Annotated in this window: 7 protein-coding genes; 2 read left to right on the top strand and 5 right to left on the bottom strand. The window is 54.6% G+C overall.

Features of this window, described 5'->3' with window-relative positions:
• The first annotated feature begins 106 nt into the window (after nucleotides 1-106).
• A complete protein-coding gene (locus CGZ80_RS07690) occupies nucleotides 107-6,652 on the top strand; it encodes a type I polyketide synthase (RefSeq protein WP_158222601.1) in 6,546 nt (2,181 codons plus the stop codon).
• Entirely contained in the window at nucleotides 6,645-10,730 is a 4,086-nt protein-coding gene (locus CGZ80_RS07685) for a non-ribosomal peptide synthetase (RefSeq protein WP_094413021.1), read from the top strand. The genes CGZ80_RS07690 and CGZ80_RS07685 overlap by 8 nt, the downstream gene beginning before the upstream one ends.
• 41 nt (nucleotides 10,731-10,771) lie before the next feature.
• On the opposite strand, the gene CGZ80_RS07680 is transcribed toward CGZ80_RS07685, so the two are convergent.
• The 5 genes from CGZ80_RS07680 to CGZ80_RS07660 all read right to left on the bottom strand — a co-directional run bounded on the left by CGZ80_RS07680 (nucleotide 10,772) and on the right by CGZ80_RS07660 (nucleotide 19,081).
• Nucleotides 10,772-12,754, bottom strand: a complete 1,983-nt coding sequence (locus CGZ80_RS07680) for an agmatine deiminase family protein (RefSeq protein ID WP_143543789.1) — start codon at nucleotides 12,752-12,754, stop codon at nucleotides 10,772-10,774.
• Between the two features lie 338 nt (nucleotides 12,755-13,092).
• Nucleotides 13,093-14,448 (bottom strand): polysaccharide biosynthesis/export family protein, encoded by a 1,356-nt coding sequence (locus CGZ80_RS07675; protein ID WP_233148296.1) that lies wholly within the window; start codon nucleotides 14,446-14,448, stop codon nucleotides 13,093-13,095.
• 96 nt (nucleotides 14,449-14,544) lie between these two features.
• Nucleotides 14,545-15,252: a hypothetical protein gene (locus CGZ80_RS07670; RefSeq protein WP_158222600.1), complete on the bottom strand. Its 708-nt coding sequence runs from the start codon at nucleotides 15,250-15,252 to the stop codon at nucleotides 14,545-14,547.
• A gap of 377 nt (nucleotides 15,253-15,629) precedes the next feature.
• A complete protein-coding gene (locus CGZ80_RS07665) occupies nucleotides 15,630-17,468 on the bottom strand; it encodes a CRTAC1 family protein (protein WP_094413015.1) in 1,839 nt (612 codons plus the stop codon).
• A gap of 89 nt (nucleotides 17,469-17,557) precedes the next feature.
• Nucleotides 17,558-19,081 carry a carboxypeptidase M32 gene (locus CGZ80_RS07660; protein WP_094413013.1) on the bottom strand — a complete coding sequence of 508 codons (1,524 nt, stop codon included), beginning with the start codon at nucleotides 19,079-19,081 and terminating at the stop codon, nucleotides 17,558-17,560.
• Nucleotides 19,082-19,618: the final 537 nt, after the last annotated feature.

Below are 19,618 nucleotides of genomic sequence, written 5' to 3'. Positions count from 1 at the left end.
TAAACTGCGATGGCTACTCGGAACGAGTGGCGAAGTATCCAGAACATACCTAGATGCGAAATGGATTGCGCGTCGCGAAAAGCAACTCTTGAGGTCGACGATCGAAGTGTGTGACGCATACCAACCAATCGCAATCATTGGGCTCGGATGTCGATTTCCAGGCGGATGTGACAGTCCACTGCGCTACTGGGAACTTCTAAAGAATGGTCGCGAAGCGATCAGTATGACTCCGCCGGATCGTTGGTCGTTGGAAAAGTTTTATTGTGGCGGACGCGCCCGACCCGGCAAAACGCAAAGCCGCTGGGGGGGCTACGTTCACGACATTGATCGCTTTGATCCCGACCTGTTTCGGATCTCACCTCGAGAAGCGTCGGCTATGGACCCACAGCAGCGAATGTTGCTGGAATCCGCTTACCGCGCCGCCGAAGACGCAGGCGTTCCACTGCAACGGTTGGCCGGGCAAAACGTATCGGTCCATGTTGGTATCAGCAGCATCGACTACTCCGTCGCGGCATTAAGCGCGCGCGATCGAGGAGTGATCGGTCCGTACAGCAATACCGGCGGCAGCAGCAGCATCGCCGCCAATCGGATCTCGTATTGCTTCGACTTGCGTGGCGAAAGCTTGGCGATCGATACTGCCTGTTCGTCATCACTAATCGCAGTTCATTTGGCGTGCGAAAGTCTGCAAGACTCCGAAAACCAGATGGCGTTCGCCGGAGGTGTGAACGCGTTGTTGATGCCCGATTTCTATGTGGCATTCAGTCAACTGGGGGTCCTTTCACCAGACGGACGCTGCAAAACATTCGACGCGTCTGCAAATGGCTACGTGCGAAGTGAAGGCGCCGGGATGGTGTTGCTCAAACGTCTTTCGGATGCCATCGCGGAAGGTGACCAGATCTATGCGGTCATCCGAGGATCCGCCACCAACCAAGATGGCCGTACCGAAGGGTTGACGGTCCCCAGTGGTGAAGCACAGGCTTCGCTGATACGCAAAACGATGGAGCGTGCAAAAGTTCATCCATCGGAAATCAGCTACGTCGAAGCGCACGGCACAGGTACCCCGGTCGGCGACCCCATCGAAGCGCGCGCCATTGGCAGTTGTTATGGCGTATCCAGCGGAACGCCCTGCACGATCGGCAGCGTGAAAACCAATATCGGGCACTTGGAAGCGGGTGCCGGTATCGCAAGTGTGATCAAGGTCGCGCTGGCCATTAAACATCAAACGATCCCGGCGCATTTGAACTTCGCAACGCCGAATCCCGCAATCGATTTTGGCGGTTTAGGGCTATCGGTTGCAAAGCAAACGTCTGCCTGGAAACGGGACGGAAACCTTGTCGCCGGGATCAACGGTTTCGGCTATGGTGGTGCCAACGCCCACCTGATTCTCAGTGAACCGATGGTTGAACCATGCGGTTCGCGATCGACCTCGTCCAAGCCCGCCAAACGAACGTCGACCGGCTATCACTGTTTGCCGGTCACAGGACACAATCCTCAAGCACTGGTCGAAACTGCCAAGGACTGGGCCGATCACTTGTCGTCCACCAATGTGCCGGTCGACCACATCATTCGCACTGCCAGTCAACGTCGTACGCACCATGCCTTCCGCAGTGTGGCGATTGGAAATGACTGCCAACAACTGATCGACGACCTCCGGCGGATTGCCGAAGAACCAGACACTCTCGTTTCGGCGGTGAATTCGAATCTGAATTCGCAGGAGACGCCCAAACTGGCATTCGTCTGTTGCGGTCAAGGACCGCAATGGTGGGCGATGGGACGGGAGTTTCTGCAGCAGTGCCCGGTGTTTGCTGACGTGATTGACCGCTGTGACAAGGCGTTTAGCGAGCATGTCGACTGGTCATTGCATGAAGAATTAAGTCGCGGCGAATCTGAATCGCGAATGCAGCAGACATCGATCGCGCAGCCTAGTTTGTATGCGCTGCAAATCGCATTGGCTGCCGTTTGGAAAGACGCCGGAATAACGCCGTCCGTCGTTGTCGGTCACAGTGTCGGCGAAATTGCTGCCGCGTACCTATCGGGTGCGTTGACGTTCGATGAAGCCGCCGCCGTCGCGGTTCATCGTGGACGCACGATGGATTTGGCAACGAGCCGCGGAGCGATGATCGCCGTCGGATTGCGACTTGACGAAGCTACCGAGTGGCTCCGTGGACTCGAACAAAAAATTTCGATCGCCGCAATCAACGGTCCAGCGTCGTTGACGTTGTCCGGATGCAAAGACGCGGTCGAAGCATTGGCTACGCGGCTGGAAGCGAAGAACATCTTTTGCCGACAATTGAAGGTTGAATATGCATTCCACAGTCCGCTTGTCGATCCCGTCAAAACAGAGCTCGTGAAGTCGCTGGCGTCACTTCGTCCGACCGAATGTGACGTGCCGATGATCAGCACTGTGACTGGGAAATTCATTGACGGGCAAAAGTTGGACGCGAGTTACTGGTGGGACAACGTTCGCCAATCCGTTCGCTTCGCCGACGCGATGGACGAGTTGCTTGACGCCGATGTTCGTTTTGCGATCGAGCTCGGGCCGCACCCTGTACTCGCTTACTCGATCGACGAATGCTATTCCCAGCGTGGTGCGAACTGTGTCACCGTCGCGTCGTTGAATCGCAAACAGTCTGACGCACTGCAATTCGCGACTGCCAAAGCCGCATTGTTTAATGCAGGCTACCCGATCGAATTGTCGACGGGGCAGTTGAGCGATTTGGATAGCGATTCGGACCATGGGGTGTTTTCAGGTTCCCAGCAACTTCCGCCACTGGCAATGACGCGACGTCATCTATGGGCAGAGTCGGCGGAGTCTTTGCAGATGCGGTCGGTCGAACAATGGCACCCTGTCTTGGGGAACCGCTGCGACGATGACCAGCCCACTTGGATGACGCGAGTCGATTTGGATTGTCAAGCGATCTTAGCCGACCACCGCGTTCGAAACTCATGTGTGCTTCCCGCTGCCGCCCTGTTGCGCCTTTGCATTGCCGTGGGCGAACAGGTGCATCCTGATGACGTCGTTTCCATCGAAAACTTTCGTATGTTGGGCGCGTGTATGCTGTCGCCCGATTCGCCGATTCGCATTCAAACAAAATATGATGTCCATCGACGGCAAGTCACGATCACTCGCAGCGACATCGATCAAACCGATTGGACGCCGATCGCGACCGCTGACTTAAGTCATTCGGTGGTCTCGCGCGAAACGGAAAACTTCCAGTGCAAGTCCGTGTCGACGGCTCATTCACAACCCATTACGGCCGACCAACTGTACGGGCACTGTGAAGACCTCGGATTGAACTATGACCTTCGTTTTCGCGGAGTGCTGGAAGCGAGTCGCGAAGATTACAAAGCGGTCGCCAAAGTCGTGCTGCCGTTGGAACGTGATCCCGGCGACCATAGCGACCGGTTCTCCGTCGATGCGTCGTTACTCGATAGCTGCTTCCATGCAATGGTTGTTGCCGATCCGGCGTTTGATGACCCGTCAGGCGGTTTGTATTTGCCAAACCGCATCGCGTCGATCGACGTGTTCGGACCGATCGAATCCAACCTTGTGGTGGTCGCAAAAATCTTGCGCAAAGATCGCTACCGAATGGTGGCTGACCTAGCAGTCTACAACGCATTCGGACGGTTGGTGGTCAAACTGCATGGTTTCGAAAGCATGCGAGTCTCGGGCAGCCAACGTCACAACAAAATCGATGACTTGCTCTATCGATATTGCTGGAAACCGGCGGAAAAGCTTGAATCGCAACTGATCGAAACGCCCCGTAAATGGCTGGTGTTTTCAGATCTAACGGGAATCGCTGCAAAAATTGGCGAGCGATTGCCTGCGGGCGATCGTGTGATCTCGGTCCAGCACGGCACCACGTTCAAACGCCTCGGGGACAGTGCGTTTATTATTGATCCAGAAGACCGCACGCACTTTGATCGTCTGCTGGCGGATGTCGGTGATGGCGTGACGGACATCGTCTACTTATGGGGGATCGACGTCCCCGAGAACGCAGAACTGGATTCAAACGCGCTCGAAAAATCCACAATCCTGACTTCGCTGGCCCCCATGCACTTGGCGGCCGCATGGCAATCGGCTGAAGAAAAGTCGATTCAACAAGCCGTGGCACGACTGTTTGTCATCACTTGTCATGCCCAGCCAAGCGATAAGCGGACTGACTCGATCGTCGTTGCGGCCGCCCCGCTGATCGGAATCGGCCGTGTCATTGCCAGCGAATTGACTCGATTAAAAACACGTCTGGTCGATTTGGAAAACGTCGATCCGTCGTGCCAAGACCGTTTGGTCGACGAATTGGTTTCGCGAACCGATGACGAAGACGAAGTGATGTATCGGGATACGATTCGCTGGGTTCGACGTTTCGAGCCTTCCGAACGTCTGCCACTTCGGCCGGAAAGTAAAGCTCGATCTCGCAGCAAACTATATCGTGGCGAAGCGAACTCGATCGACCAGCTTGCATATCGATCGGTCGCCGCGGCCGAATTGGCTGACAACGAAGTCGAGATTCGTGTCTTTGCCGCTGGGCTGAACTTTAGCGACGTCATGAAGGCGCTTGACCTGTACCCTGGCTTGCCGGACGGCCCGCCTGTTTTAGGTGCGGAGTGCAGCGGCGAAGTGATTCGTGTCGGACGTGGCGTTACAGAATTCAGCATCGGCGACGAAGTCATCGCGGTTGCCCCTGGTGCCTTTGCGACGCATGTGCAAGTTAAACAAGAGTTGGTCGCTCGCAAGCCATCCGTGCTGTCACACGCCGAAGCGGCAGCGATTCCGATCGCATTCTTGACTGCCGAATATGCATTGTCCGATTTGGCTCGGATCCGCGAAGATGAATCGGTGTTGATCCATTCGGCCAGCGGCGGGGTCGGATTGGCTGCCATCCAATTGGCAAAATCAGCCGGTGCAAAGATCTATGCCACCGCAGGAACCGACGAAAAACGTGCCTTCGTTCGAGTCGCCGGCGCTGAATTGGTGATGGATTCCCGTTCGCTGCGATTTGGTCGCCAAGTTACCAAGCATACTGCCGGTCGCGGCGTGGACGTTATCCTGAATTCGTTACCCGGCGACGCGATCCGTCAGGGACTATCGATCTTGTCCATTGGCGGTCGTTTCTTGGAAATCGGCAAACGCGATATCTATGCGGATGCTCCGCTGGGAATGATGCCGCTGAAAAACAACCTGTCGTTCATGGCGATCGACCTGGATCAATTGATTCGCCATCAGCCAGAACGGTTGGGCAAAATGCTTCGGCAATTGGTCAAGCGTTTTGAAAGCGGAGAGTTACAGGCTCTTCCGATCAAAGTCTTTGATGCGGATGAAACCGATCAATCGTTCCGCTGGATGCAGCAGGCCAAGCACATCGGCAAAGTCGTCATCGATTACAAGCTGGAGCCCAACCACGTTTTCGCTGGCACCGACACATCGGTTAGGTTGCATGCCGATCGGACCTATTGGATCGCCGGAGGAATGGGCGGATTCGGGTTGCGTGTTGCCGAGTGGCTCGTCGAACGTGGCGCGAAGCACTTGGTACTTGGCGGTCGCAGCCAAAAGCTTTCGCCAGATGTGATTACCGCAGTGCGGGAAATCGAGGCGAAATACCAAATCACGATTCGGCACAAACCGGTCGACCTTGTCAAACGACAGTCCGTCCAGCAGATCGCGGACGAAATTGAAAGAGAACTCCCGCCGCTTGCCGGCGTCTTTCATACGGCAATGGTTCTCGAAGATCGTTTGTTGGCTGATCTTGATCGCGAGACCTTGGAACGTGTCTTGCGACCGAAAGTCCAGGGCGGTTGGAATTTGCATGACGTAACCAGCGATTATGACCTCGATCACTTCGTCTTGTTTTCGTCATTGTCCAGCCTGTTCGGGCATGCAGGGCAAGCGAACTACTCGGCGGCCAATGCGTTTTTGGATTCGCTGGCACATCACCGGCGTTTCATCGGTTTGCCAGGTGTCGCAATCAATTGGGGACACGTCGGCGAAGTCGGCTACCTGGCCGCACGCAACGAATTGAGCCAACGTTTGGAGCGTCAAGGCGTACTGACGTTCTCTGCCGATGAAGCGATGCGTTGCCTGGGCCATATTTTGGCTCAGGATTTGACCGATCAAAGTGTCTTGCGGATGGATTGGAGCAAGTGGCGTGGGCTCGGCTTAACCGGTGACGTCTCTCCACGGTTTGCACATCTACTGCAGGGACGTTCGGACCACTCAATTCATACCACTCGACTAGCCACCGCCGAAGAAATACGTGATACCGATGCTGGCGAACGCCGCAACCTGATCGCCGCTATCATTGGGCAAAAAGCTGCGACGCTACTGGGAATCGACGCGGACGAGCTTCCTTGGGATCGTCCTTTGTTGTCGCTCGGTCTGGATTCGCTGATGGCCGTCGAGATGCGGAACTGGATCGAAAGTCGCTTACAAATCGAAATGCCGATCGCGGACCTGATGCGAGCCGAGGGGTTGAACGAACTGACAAACGCTGCGACGTTGATCTTCGGAGATTCCGATGCGGCACCAACAGATTCGGCAAACGCGGTTTCGACGCAGCAGTTGCTCGATCAGCTACCCGCCATGAGTGATGCGTCGGTTGACGAGTTGTTGGCAAAATTGATGAACGAGTCAGAAGGTAAGCTGGGCGGTGGATGAGTTATTGGACGGCTTGTCGAGCCAGGAAAAGCGTGACCTGTTAGCTCGTCTGCTGAAAGAAAAAGCCGAACGAGAAAGCTCTGCGAACACGGGCCGTTGGTTTCCGCAGTCCGTTGGGCAGCAAGGGTTGTGGTTTGCGTTTCAACGTGAACCACGACAGACCGCGTCGAATGTATTCTTTCCGTCTCGCTTTCGATCTCCACTGGACCTGGTTGCCTTAAAATCGGCGGTCGACCAAATGGTTCGGCGGCACGATGTGCTTCGTACGGTGTTTAATGATGACGACGATGGCCAACCGGTCCAACGCGTGGTCGACGAACTACAGCCCAGCTTTGACGTCATCGACATGCCAGGGGCGACGGACGAAACGCTGCGGGCGAGAATGCTTGCCGAGTGCACCAAGCCGTTTGACCTTCGCACCGGCCCGCTGTTGCGATTGGTGTGCCTGCGTGTTGCCAATGACGATGTCGTAGTGATCGCGATCACCCATCACATCGTCGTCGATTTTTGGTCCTTGGTGATCATGATGCAAGAAATCGGCGAGTTGTACTCGGCAGCGACAATAGGTGCGGGGGCGAAACTGGATCCGCCCGCCAATCATTACCGAGAGTTCGTCGAGCAGCAACGTCGTTGGTTGACTTCCGGTGACGCCGAACGAAGCTTGCAAGAGTGGGAGCAACAACTCGCCGGAGTCAGTCCGCTACTGGGATTGCCGCTCGATTTTGAACGTCCCGCACGGAGCGGACATCGTGCGAATGTCTGTCAGCTTTCATTTTCGCACGAAACAACACAACACGTCATTGAACTTGCACGCCAAACAGGAGTGACCGAAAACACGGTCGTTCTGGGGCTGGTACAGTCATTGTTGGCACGCTTCAGCGACCAACAGCGATTCGCGATTGGGGTGCCGTTTTCCGGTCGCAGCAATCGTCGGTTTGAGCAGACTGTTGGGTTCTTCGTCAACATGTTGCCGATTGTCGCAGACTTCTGTGCGAACCCGTCTTTTCAGCAAGTCGTGAAGACGGCCGGCGCAACGCTAGTGCATGCGTTGGACAATGAAAGAGTTCCGTTTGCCGAGATCGTCAAACGCGTTGCAACGATGCGTGACAACAGTCATCACCCGTTGTTCCAGGTTTCGTGCACCTTCGAAAAATCGCACGTCAAAAGTGAACAAGGTCGAGCTGGGTTCCTGTTCGGCAATGATACGCACAACATTTCTGACCACGGCCAATTCGCTGGTCTGCGCCAGGATGTGTTTACAATCGATCATCCGACGTGCCACTACGATCTCGAGTTTGTTTTTGAATTCGGTGATGATCGACTGCGTGGGATGATTTGCTATGACGCGGAATTGTTTGATTCCGCGACGATTGATTCAATGAGCAAAGCGTTGTCACGATTGGCAATTGCGTGCCTCTCGTCACCACAGACTCCGGTTGGTCAGCACCATTTGACGCAAGCAGGTTCGCTTGGCAGCGAATCGGAACCGGCTGCCGGAACGATCGGCGAGTTATTGGCACACAGTGAATCGTTGATGGTGCGACAAGCAAAACAGTTCGCCAGCATGCTCATCAATCAGGGTGTGGCTGTTGGTGATGTTGTTCCTGTTTGTCTGTCACGATCCTCCGACGCTTGGATCGGAATTTTGGGTGTGATGTTGGCTGGCGGCACCGCTGTCCCGATCGATCGTTCACAGCCCTCGGTCGAAGCAGAAGTGCTGAAATCGGATGCGTCCATCCGTACGGTTGTTTCTGATCTGGATTGCGAATGGGCGGCGAAATTCGGTGTGCCGATCATCAGCGTCACCGGTTTTGAGTTCGACCGGGCCGATCAGTCGGCAATGGAGTGCCTCGATCTGCCATCGGTGTTTCCAGAACAGCCAGCTTATATCATCTACACCTCTGGATCGACGGGAAAACCTAAAGGTGTTGTCGTGTCGCATTCGGCGATCACGAATACATTGCGGTGGCGTCGTCGTGAGATACCACTTGATTCTTCTGATCAAATCCTGGTTGTACTTTCACACCAATTTGATGCCGCGATGGCAACCGTCTTGTCTGCGTTGCATCAGAATGCCGGATTGGTGTGGCCGACAAAACCGGGGCCAGTCGATTTTGATCACCTTGTCGAATTGATCAATGAATATGACGTCACGGTGTTTCCAGCCGTTCCAAGTTTTCACGCCGCACTCGCAGACCATCTTCAGTACAGCGGACTTCGGTATAGCGGACTAAAATCGCTTCGGCAGCTTTGGTGTGGTGGTGAATCGTTGACACACTCTATCGTGAGTAAAATTCGCAAGAGTTTTCGTGGTACCGTCTGGAATTTATATGGACCCACCGAAGCAGCTGTCGAAGCGACCGCAATGCGAGTCAACGAGTCGATTGATCCGAGACGCGTCATTCCTATCGGCTTTCCGATTGATGGTACGGAAATCTTCATCCTGAACGACTGTTTGTGTCAGCAACCCTGTGGCGGCATCGGGCAAATAGCGATTGCCGGCAACGGGCTGGCGATCGGATATCTCAATCGTCCCGAATTGACCGCCGGTGCTTTCGTCCATTTCGAAGATAGAAGTCTTGGATCGGTTTGTTCAAAACGTGTCTATTTGACAGGTGACCGGGGACGCAAGCTGGCTGACGGATCAATCGAATTTCTGGGACGCATTGATCATCAGGTGAAGGTTGCCGGATACCGGATCGAAACGGAAGAGATCGAACAGCGAATTGAAAGCCTTGATACTGTCCGACGTGCGGCTGTTGTTGTTGATCGATCGAGTGGTGATCGCTTAGTCGCCTTCGTCGAGTTGAACGCGAATGCAACCGTTGACACGGTTCGACTGGACCTTCGTGAAATTCTGCCTGCCTACAAACGCCCGGCGATCATCCACGCTCTTGATCGTTTGCCAGTTGGGACAAGCGGCAAAGTGCTTCGCGAGAAATTGTCGCTTCAGAGTGTCGGAAGCGAACGCCCGGTGACGAAGCCGCGAACGGATTTGGAAGCGTTTCTACTGTCACGATTCATGGAAGAATTGAGCGGTGGAAACGGGGCCACGGCGATGTCGATCGGCATCGATGATAATTTCTTCGAATCCGGTGGCACTTCGCTTGGGGCCGCAACCTTGGCGAGTCGTCTGAGTAGCGAGTTGCAGATCAATGTGCCAAGTTCGCTTTTGTTTGACGAGAGTGAAGTTCGTTTAGTTGCGAAACGACTTTGCCAGCTCTATCCGGATAGGGTCCGTAAGCAATTTGGAGAGGCGTCGCTGACTTACGTCTCCGCCGAACCGAATGAAGAGTCGTCAGAGTCTCTACTTGTTTCCTTGACGGGGCATTCTTCGTCGACCCCTATCGTGATGGTGCATCCGCCGGGTGGGATTGTTCGATGTTATCGTGAGATTGCCAAGGCACTTCCCCATGACCAGGGAATGTTCGCCGTTCGTGCACGTGGGCTTTACGGAGCGGAAACGCTTCCGTCGACGATCCAGCAATTGGCAGCCGACTACGCGGAACAGATTCAACAAGCCAATTTAGGGCAACGAATGGTACTGGGCGGATGGTCGCTCGGTGGCGTGTTCGCTTTTGAAGTTGCTCGCCACCTGACCGAACTCGGAATCAATGTGTCTGCATTGGTGTTGCTGGACAGCACCGTTCCTACAAAGAGTGACCCGGATGGACCGTCCGCCGGAATGGACTACGGGATCGATCTTTCGTTGGAGCAACTCGGGGATCTTTCGCCGGACGAACAGTTGCCGTTTTTATACGAACATGCAAGACGGCTTGGTGTTCTCGTTGAATCGCAACCAGAGTTGGTGGTCCAGAAAGTCATCGAAGATCTGCAGCGGTTGTTTTCACACCACGTGAAGCTTTGTCAGGACTGCGAATTGACCGCGATTGACATCCCAGTTCATTTGCTGCGTCCTAAAGAAGTTCCGGGGCAAGCGGACGTTCGGCCAGACCGTGGTTGGTCACGCTGGGCCACATTCGTTGAATCGAAGGTGGTCGAAGGTCACCACCACAGCATGGTCCAAGGTGCAGGCGCCGTTCAAATCGCACAGTATCTGGATTCGCTGACGAGGTAGCGTGGTCAGCTGCAGACGTTACTAAGTCGATCCAACACGTGTCACTCCATCAATGGATCAAGCGGAGCGTAGGTGGTACGGCCAAGGTTTGAAACGACGCAGTGCAAGGCGCCGCCATTGACGCATAGCGAGGTGCTGTCGATCGGAATCACTTCCCAATCGGGCAGTAGCATTTGATAAGTCGTCATTGCATCTGCGAGTGAATCATTCGATGCGGATTGGTATGACGGAACGAGCAGGACTCCGTTCGCGAAGATCACGTTGGTATACGTCGGAAAGCAGCCGTCGAACGGGCGTGGCATCGGAAGTCGCACCACTTTTAATGCTGCTTCATTTGTTTCAAGACGGCTAAGCTGTGTGGCGATTCGGTCCAGTAGTGCTGCATTTGGATCTGAGCCGTCTTCGTATTGACCAACAACGACGGTATTCGAATCGGTGAAACAAAGAAATAAGTCCACATGCTTTGTCTTCTCACCTATCAGCGTGTCTACGAAGACAATCTGTTCGCAGCCGGTGATCCGTTTGATTTGATCTCGCACAAACGACTCATCCAGCCCGTACCGTTGGTTGATCGCAAGTACGTCGCTTGAAACGATGACGATATTGTTTCCATTGGTCAAAATCGTACCGCCTTCCAGATGAATCGGGGTTTCGACCACTCTGGTTTTCCAGTCGCGTTGAAGCTGCTGCGGTAATGCATCTAAAACCATTCGGTCGTCGCGATCGGGACGCGTCAGTTTCGAATCGAACCAGACGGAGGTGCCAAACGCATCTTGAGAAACGATTGGGCCATAGTCACGGAACCACGGCGTTTCGCAATCGGTAATTTGAAACTGTATGTTTTCGACTGAGATTCCATGGTTTTGAAAGGTTGCGCGAGCCTTGTCGAGCGAGTAGGAATTGTCAGCCACCAACACCAACTGTGATTGTCGAGCGAGATGGGATGCGATTTCGACCGCCGCGTCATGAGTCCAGTCGAACATTCCCCAGCCGATCGCGAAACCGTTTTGACGTTCGAATTCAGCGACCATCGTTCCCGCCGCGTTTTGACCGAGTGGAACCAGATCGGTTGCGTTGTCGACTAAGCGACGCCATTGCCAGGGTGATGGATTGACTACGGCGGTCGGCTCAGCGTCGGAAGCTTGGGCAATTGTCGCGAGATCCCTCTGTGCGAACCCGATCGCTTCGATTACACGGTTTCGTGCCAAAAGATGTTTGTTGACAGCCTTGTGATCCATCTGTTGAAGCAGCTCACGCAGGTCTTCAATCGTTGCCGAAACAACTGCATGAGATTCATTGGCTTGCTTTTGTCGCCAAAGCATTTCGGCGAGGATCATCTGAAAGTCGATCGCCAATTCACTTGTGCTGGTGGTTCCGGCGATGTTCTTGCCGGATTCGAGCAGTCTGACTGAGCGGCGAACGTCTTCTGAACCGTCTTTGTCCATCGCTTGCCGGACAAGGCCTAGATTGCACCACGCAATTGCCTGCGCAGTGTGAGGACCATCTTCGGTTCCATAGTGGTCGGTGGCCTTGATCAACCAGCTTTCCGCAGCGGAGAAGTCACCGCGTTGAACGGAAACGCAGCCTAGAGAATTGAGTGCTGCGGCGTGGACATTCCCGTCAGCGAGCGAATTTGAAAGTCGTTCCGCCTTATTGAGTGACTGGGACGATTCATCCAGCGACCCAAGCATCAATTCCAGTTGCCCTTGGTACAGTAACGCCCTCGCGAAATAAAAAGGCAATTCTTGCCGGTTTCGCTCGCTGGCCAAGAAATGTTTCAGCGTTTGCCGAATCTCTCGAAGCAAAAATGTCCATTCTGAACGCGGAGCCGATTGCTTGGCAAGGATTTGGAAAACCGTCCCTTGGCTGCCAAACAGTTCTGTGATTCGCGTTCGAGCGACATCATCTGTTTGTGACAATTGACGTTGTGCCCCACGAAGTTCTCGCTCGGCGGTTTGGAGCCGCTCTTTCACTTCGGTGAGGTGCTGTTCGGAAGCTTTCAGCTCGCTAGATGCTTGATGCAACGACGTCGATCGATTGACAAATGCGATCGACACGCCGATCAAGCAAGTGAAGACAAACGCGATCACCCACTGACTTAGTCGGGGGCGGCGCGGTCGAGGCTTTGATTGAGTTGAGTTAGAAGTGGTCGACAAATCGCGCGGGTCACAGCTGCATGGATCTACCAAGCGGCGGCACGACGGATGCGTTCGCCGCCATTTCAAACGCGTCTAATTGTTTGAAACGGCGGAGAAAGATTTGTTCAACCGAAATTCCAGAAAGGAATCGAAGTCAATCCAAAGTCGGACAATCCGTCTGAGTCGAATTGCCCGATGCTCTTGGGAGTGACAAAAACAGTCGCCTAGTTGTTTTGGAACAGCTGACGAATGCCGTAGGTGAAGAACGTCCCGATACTAAAGTTGGTCAATTCTTCATGGGCCTTGTATCGCAAGATCAACGTGTCACCAGGTTGAACCAGGATGTTTTGTGTGGAATCATTCATCGCCTGTTGCAGGTCAACCATTATGTTGAACGTACGGCCACATGGCATTTTGCGAATGATAAACAACAGTGACGGGCTGGGACCGCCAAGGCCGCTGCGCATGCCACCGCCAGCCGATTGAGATGCCAAGCCTTGTCCTGCAATCGCGAGTGCACCCAAAACATCTAAGTCATAGTCACGTGGTATGAGATATTGCCCGCCACCCAGCAGGCCGCCGGTATAGAACATTTCGGTTTCGCGAGATTCCACCATGACGATATCGCCGTCTTCCAATTCGATATCGGCCGAGCTGAGTTCTGGAATCTGTCCCGGAGGCATACGCAGAGGGATGCGAGTGACGATGGAGTCTTCGACCATCCCATCGGAACATGCCATGCAGTCATCGAACGTGATACCGGTACTCGTTGCGACGTCATAACCCGTCATGACAGGGCTACACGAGCTGGCTGGGCTCATCAATTTCGCGATGATCGCTTGACGGTTTTCTGCTGAAATTCGTGACGTGCGGTAAACGACGACTTCGTTCTTCTCGTTGATACCCGGAAGTCCACCAGACTCCGTCAGCGCGTTCAACACATCGCTTTTGTAAAACGGCAAATCCAGAGTGTAGGCGGCGGACGATTGATCGCTTCGCGCACTTACACCGGTGCTGGTGCTGGACATATTCGTTTCACTACGGAGAACTAAGATGTCGTTCCTCCGTTCTTTCATGATCGAAATGATTGGGACTTCGTCCGTTGGCCGGATGATCTCGCGTTCAAGGTACGCGGCCAAGACTTTCTCGCGGATCTGTTCCAACGTTAGTCCAGCCACTTCGATTGGCGGCAGCAATGGCAGATTGATCACGCCAAGGTCTTGAACCGGAATCGGAAATCCGATTGAAGGCGGAAGCTCGCTTGTCGAGGTGTTGAAGTTTACCGGAGGCGCCGGCGGAACCGCTGCAGGATCAGAATAGGGGAGGATGCCGCGGATATAAACGGCCAGGATATCACCCTGCTGGATGACATATTCCTCGGGGCGTTTGCGTGCCAACAAGACGACCGGGACCGGGACCAAGTCGCTTCGGCTCGCTCCCAGCAGTTCTTTGGGAAGCTGCGTCACCGGTGTACCGGTCATTGGCGTCATCACGCTTGTGCATCCGCTGGAAACCAGCGCCAGTGCCATCACGATTGTGGAACTGAAATAGCGAGCCAGTTGTTTTTTGGTCTTTGACATGACGGTCCCAGCATCCATGCTCAGTTTGTCAAAAATGTCGGAGTTACGATGCTTCGTCAAGTCGGCGAAGCGGAGTTGCGAATTGAAAGCCAGCGTCTAGTTGAAATCCATTCCCGTCGGATGGCCACTCGGTTGACTGTTTTCGGCGGGCGCCGAGTTTTGATCGTGATCGAGATAAACCCACGACGGCGGTTGAACACCGGTGTCCTCTTCGACCGTCGGCGGATGAACCGTGATCGGAATCTCGCCCGGCACTGAGGCGTCATCGATGATGACTTTGTCAATGATCACGTTGTCTTGAACGTGCGACGCTGGCAGAACACTGCTGCAGCAGCTTGCCGCATATTGCGGATCCAGTGGCGCGAATCGCCAGCGATCGACTCCACACGCGACAGCTTGTGCATGTCCGATTCGGTAGCCGTTGAACCATGGCACAGCGGCAGGATACGTGTGTGTGATCGCTTCGCAACTACCAAGCTTGCGTTCAGGAATCGGTGGTGGGCAACCTTCGTTGCCAAGTGCGGTTTCGACAAACGCGGCTTGGAATCCTTCGCGAAAGTCTTTCACGCAAGCGTCATGCGCATGCGCCGCTTCATGGGATGCTTTCCAGACCGCTTTGGACTTTTTGATCGCACGCCGTTTGAGCGACGATCGAAAAGCCAAATCTTGATAGGGTTGAAACGTCGAACGTACAACTTGCGGGAAATAGCACCCGCCACTAATCGTTGGTATCAGTCCCAACAGAATCGTGATCTTGAACGCCAAAGCACGTCGGCGCGGTTTCATCCTTGACAATTGGCTCACAGGTACGCTCCTCGTGACCTACGAAGCTTCGATTGGCTCGCGACGTGTTGCCGCGGCCGATGCAATCTTGGTCAATCCTTTCAACCAAGGGGAGTTTCATCCACTCGACAAGAATTATCGGAAGCCCACCCGTCCAGCACTTGTGGAACCAGCTTGGCCACAACATTGGGTGTAACCGCTACAGCCGGAGAGCGACATCACACCAGCGAATGGCTGTAGGTTCTACGGTGACCTTGCTGCCTAAAAGTCGTGCAACAACGGGGGCAAGTGAATGAATCGGTTGCCTAATTCAGAGGAAATGCGAGTTGGCACCGCGTGGGTTTCCGGGCAATCGGCTGAATCTATTTCGGATCCGAGCGTTCGATTCGATACAAGCCTTACGACCGGTCAGCTGCTGGCGAGCTCGGTTGTTTGATCTCGTATAGCCGGTCAACACTTTCGATCGAGATCGCTTGTGGTTCTTCGCCGGGCCATTGGACCTCGGCACGCTCCACTTTTGTCGCAGGCCCCAAACCAAAGTTCAATTCGACTTGCGATTGACTGAGGTATCCATGTGTTGGCGAGACGAGCTGTGTTTGACGCTTCCCATCAGCGATGACAGTAACCATCGCACCGATCGAATCACGATTGCACCGGGTACCAGTTAAGCGGAAACGCAAATAATGATTCTCGGATACTTGGTCATTTCGAAATACCTTTGGCGTCCCAATGTGATTCGTGATCACCAAATCCATGTCACCGTCGTCGTCAAAGTCACCGTAAGCCGCAGTCCTGCCATCGATCGCTTCGGCAAACGCAGGCCCTGTCGATTCAGATGGCAAATTCGTCAGCTCGTGTTCGGCATCGCGGCCCGCGTTCCAAAACACCTGTGGCGATCGATCCCCGCCATTCACGCAAACGATCTCTGGCCGGCAATCGAGATCTAAGTCACAAAACAGAATGCCATACGATTCGGACGGTTCTGAGGAAGCGTCGAATCCAGTATACGAAGTTGCGTCAACCCATTTCGCACGACGTGGCGGAAGCATGTAGAGCGACTTGGAACCCGTCGCGGGACTCGCGATCGTCAGTGCGAGTGTGCCGTCTTCGCGAAAAATCGCAGCGTCGACTCCAGAGGCCCTGACTCCAGGTTCAGGCTGCATGGCTTGAATTCCACTGGTCGCAGAAGTCTCTGTGAACGTACCGTCGCTTCGGTTTTCAAAGATGTACGACGAGGCTCCGTCGTTCGTTACAACCAAGTCCAATGTCCCATCGCGATTGAGGTCAATGGCGACGATGCCCATGGCAACGCTAAGTGGCTGATCCGTCTGTTCGGCGGAAACTGTCAACCCTGCTTGTTCGGTGACGTCTTGGAAGACGCCATCACCCTCGTTATGGAACAAGACGACGCGACGACGCTCGCCGCTTTCGTTGCTCTCGGTATCGGTTGGGTTGGAACCGCCGCAGACGAACAGATCCAAACGTCCATCGTTGTCATAGTCGACGAACATCGCACTGGTGCTTAGGTGCTGCGTCGAGCCAGCACAATTGGCTGCGACTGTGACGTCATGGAAGGCCCCGTCGTCGTTTCGAAGCAAACGGTTTTCGCCCGATGCGGTCAGGTAGACGTCACGGTCTCCATCGTTGTCATAGTCACCAACAGCGACACCGATGGCGTCCCCGGGAGCATCCATGCCTGTGGCCTTTGTGACATCTTCGAATTGAAACTTGCCATTGCCTCGGTAGAGGCGGCACCCGCTGGAAGTTGCACCACTCTTGGCCGATGAAGCACCGTGGTTTGCGAACAGTAAATCTTGATGTCCGTCGTTATCAAAATCGAATACCGCGACACCGTAGCCAAGCGAAGGAGCGGTTTTTCGGGATAAGTTGGACGGCGTTTGAGGTTCGACCCAGACGCCACATTCGTCGGTGACGTCGATCAAGTTGAGTGGTGGCAACTGGGGTGTCGGAACTGATACCGTTGCGGGACCGCTCGTTGACTCAGCGAGTTGGGGTTCCGCGATCGATGGAGTCTGTGGGACCACGTCCATTTCTTTGGTCAGGTTCAAATAAACGAGAACAAAGATCACGGGGATCATTCCAAAGACGAACACCAGCAAGAATGCTCGCAGGGCCGCACCTGTTGCAGGTTCGGACGATCCTGGGTTGGAACGGCCGGTAGTTGCGTTAGGCGAAGACTTTGGATCGCTCGGATCAAGATTGGATTCGTTTGGCATCGGTTTGGTTGGCGACGAATTTAATCGTCCAATGGCGTCGATGCTGGTTTGTTGAACCAGCGGTCAGTTCCCGTGTCGAAATCAGTTGATCAGCCAAGACCGTAAAGCGGCGTCAGTTTGTTCGTCAGGTACTGAAGCAGTGGCTCGGACGAAAGCGGTTTTCCTGTCGCCTTTTCGACCAGCTGGTCACCGGAGTAACATCGCCCGTGGTAATGCACGTTTTCACGCAGCCATTGCAGAATCGGTGCAAAATCTGCTTTCTCGATCAGGCTTTCGATGTTGCCTAGTGATTCCGAGGCGGCGTCGAATAATTGCGCCGCGGCAAGATTTCCGAGCGTATAGGTGGGGAAGTATCCGATCAGGCCAGCGCTCCAGTGCACGTCTTGAAGCACACCGTCGGCATCAGATGGCGGCGTGATCCCAAGACTGGATTGATATTGGGCATTCCAAGCTTCTGGCAAATCGTCGACGGCGAGCTCGCCAGCGATCAAAGCTTGCTCCAGCTCAAAACGAATCAGAATGTGCAAGTTATACGTCGCCTCGTCTGCTTCGACGCGAATCAAGCTGGGCCGGATCTGGTTGACCGCGCCATAAAACTGATCATCGGTCAAATCGTCGATCACGCCGGGAAAGGTTTTCTTGACCAGAGGAGCCAGCCAAGTCACAAACGCGCGGCTTCGTCCGACTTGGTTTTCCCACAGACGTGATTGTGATTCATGCATGCCTAGCGAAACAAAGCTGCCCGGCGGCAATCCAAACCAATCCGCTCGCAAACCTTGTTCATAAAGTCCGTGCCCCGCTTCGTGAAGCGTCCCATACAAACCGCTGGGCAGCCAGTTGCGTTCGTATCGGGTTAAGATTCGGCAGTCATTTGGACCTAGTGTCGTGCAAAACGGATGGCTGGTTTCGTCCAGGCGACCACTGTTGAAATCAAACCCGACCGCTTCTGCAACCGCACGACTGAGTCGCCGTTGTCCGTCGATTGCAAAGTCACGTTGCAGCGGTGTGACGTCCGGTTGGATCGGAGCATCGGCGACCTTGGCGATCAGTTCGCTTAGCCGAGTCTTCAGGTTGCTGAAGACAGGTCCGAGCAATTCGATTTTGGCATCGGGTTCGTATTCATCGAGCAGTGCCTCGTAAGGCGTTTTGTCGCTGCCTTCTGCCATCCGCTCGCCAGCTTCACGTTTGAGCGTCACGATCTCGTTCAGCGTCTCTTTGAACATCGCAAAGGAATCTTCTTTGCGGGCGCGATCCCAGACCTGTTGGCCGCGAACGGTGATCGCGCTCAGACGCGACACAAGCTCGATCGGTAGCTTGCGATCACGGCGGAAATCGCGTTGCAGTTCACGGATCGTGGCTGCGGTGTCGCCTCCGGGATCCAGGTCGCCAGACTGTTCGGCAAGTTGATCGAGCTGTTCGCCGTAAGCCGCGTCAGTCCGCAATCGGTGCACTGTTGAGCGCAATGCGCTGACCTGATCGGCGCGGTACGCACCGCCCTCTGGCGGCATCCCGGTCCGTTCGTCCCATTCCAGTGCGTCGGCGGCCGATTGGAACAAGGCAGCCTGTCGCGCCGTGTTGCAAACGGATTGGAAAAGTGATTCGTCGATCGTCATCGTTGGGTCGCTAGTTTCGGTGGTCGTTGGAATCGCGTCGAGTCTGCTGAGCAACAGTTGTAAAGCATGGGACAAGCTTCGGCGACGGGACGGTTACGGGGCGCAGTCCGCTTTGCCAGGCATCGTCGCAACGCATCTGGCAGTGCTGGGGTGAAGTCAAGGATTTCGCTGGTTCAAGAGAAAAAATTGCCCAACGGCAGCGCCGTAGTGGACGAAGCGATGAGTCCCTGCTTCGGGCTTCGCAATGCTTGGTTGCACTCATGAGCCGCCTTGGCGATAGCCAGCGGTTGAGTGGTTCTTTTCTGCATGCGGCATTATCGCCGCATGCAGGGCCCCGAAAATCGCCTAACGGCTAGACTCCATCGCCGTAGTGGACGAAGCGATGAGTCCCTGCTTCGGGCTTCGCAATGCTTGGTTGCACTCATGAGCCGCCTTGGCGATAGCCAGCGGTTGAGTGATTTCGTTTTCTCGCCGGCATCCGCGTCGCCTGCAGGACCCGAAAATCGCCTAACGGCTAAACTCCAGCGCCGTAGTGGA

Origin of the sequence: Rhodopirellula sp. MGV, assembly GCF_002251265.1 — a bacterium.
Lineage (GTDB): Bacteria > Planctomycetota > Planctomycetia > Pirellulales > Pirellulaceae > Stieleria > Stieleria baltica_A.
This window is presented reverse-complemented; position numbering and strand designations above follow the sequence as displayed.